Below are 1,641 nucleotides of genomic sequence, written 5' to 3' on the forward strand. Positions count from 1 at the left end.
AAGGGTAAATGCACTCACTACGTTCGCCCTTGCTGCTTTTTCTATTGCCATTTTTAACGCATTTGCCGACGAAAAGTTCAAAGACATATAAAATACCGCATTTATATTTAAAACGCCTTAAAACGCAAATATGAGCTTCTGACGACTTATTTTATTCTCCTTTCGTCTTTACTATTTTTAATCTCTTTAAACATCTTTAAAACACCTAAAAACACTTTTGGTATAGCTCGTTATACCAAAATAAATTTTGGACGAGGTCTTGCAGACGGAAGGGCGCACTTATACACCATTTTAAAATGGTGTTATTTTCTTCGAAAAACGTGCGCAAAAAACCCCCTTCGTCAGTTTCTGACAGGGGGCTTTTTGATGTAAAAATTTCTCTCGAAATTTAAGAATTCGCTTCGCTCATGCTGATTATTTTTTCAAAATCTTTTTTCTCAATTTCATAAATTTTACAAATATCGCTCTCAAAATCTGGTTCAATATTTAAATTTAATAATTCTTTAATTCCAAAAGTTTTTGGCAATTCCAATGAACGACTAGCCCAATATTTTTTCTTGTTTCTTCGTGCAGGAGATTCCATTAAATCTTTTGTAATATATTTTGAAACATAATTAGATATTTTCTTTTTAGAGCGGACATTTTGAACATTTGTAAATCCATATTCCCATTCAGGACAATTGTAGATTGGCACATTTTTATATTTATGCCCACTATCTACTATGACAGGCTCGAAATACCCAGTCATCATATGCCAATGTATCGCTCCACTTTTGTGTCGCTCTGGTACTGCTAAATAATTGAATTTTCCATATTTTCTTGTCATACGTTTTAAAAACTTTTGCATTTCTTCAAAGCGTAAATTATCAGAACTACCAAATTTTTTTGGGTCAAAGGTGAGTGTCCAAAATTTATCAAAATAATTATTGCGAGCATAATCACGCAATTTAGATTTAGTTTTATATAAATTTTGCTTTCGACTTTCTTCCAAACGTATCGCTTTTTCATCTTCAGAAAGGTCTGAATTTGATCCAGAAAAACTGGTTAGTTTTTGGTTAGTTTTCAAACGCTCATTTTTATACTCTATCACCTTATAAACGCCGTCGTTATAGGCTTTCACCTTGTATTTATAAGTGCTAAGTTGGTTCTTGTTATGTTCCTTAAGTTGCCCGTATGTCAAGTAGACGGGCAAACCACTTTTTAGTTCATTTTTTGATTTTGACATAATTATTATCTCCTTAAAAAAATTTTTAGAGATAAAAAAAAGTAGCGAATAAATACCTTCGTATCCATTCACTACTACTCGTAAAAATCAAAAATTCGTCCACTCTATTGGACGTTAGTAGATTTTAACTAAGATTTTTGATAAAATCAGTCATGAATGAATAACAAAAGGCCAGTTTTGTTATTCTTAAAAGGTGTGACTTCCCGGTCACGCCTTTTTTTTACTCTTTATTATCTTTACAAGCATTTTAACGCTCACAAAAATAAAAAACAATGGGCTTTGCCCATACCCACAAACGCAATGCGTTTGATCATACCTCTGAAAAGTATCAAAGAGCTTTAATATCTTTGAATTTCGTCGGTTTACAAAAGCTAAATGACAACAAAAAAAGCTGCAAGGGTAAATGCACTCACTAC

The 1,641-nt window shown here is 32.3% G+C and carries 1 protein-coding gene; it reads right to left on the reverse strand.

Annotated elements, in window-relative coordinates; all coding sequences use genetic code 11:
- Nucleotides 1-388 precede the first annotated feature (388 nt).
- Complete coding sequence (locus AC973_RS03185; RefSeq protein ID WP_107069891.1) at nt 389-1,225, reverse strand: rolling circle replication-associated protein; 837 nt, start codon at nt 1,223-1,225, stop codon at nt 389-391.
- Between the last annotated feature and the right edge of the window lie 416 nt (nt 1,226-1,641).

The sequence above is a fragment of the Carnobacterium sp. 1290_CSPC genome, from assembly GCF_001053265.1.
In the GTDB taxonomy this organism is placed as follows: domain Bacteria; phylum Bacillota; class Bacilli; order Lactobacillales; family Aerococcaceae; genus Aerococcus; species Aerococcus urinaeequi.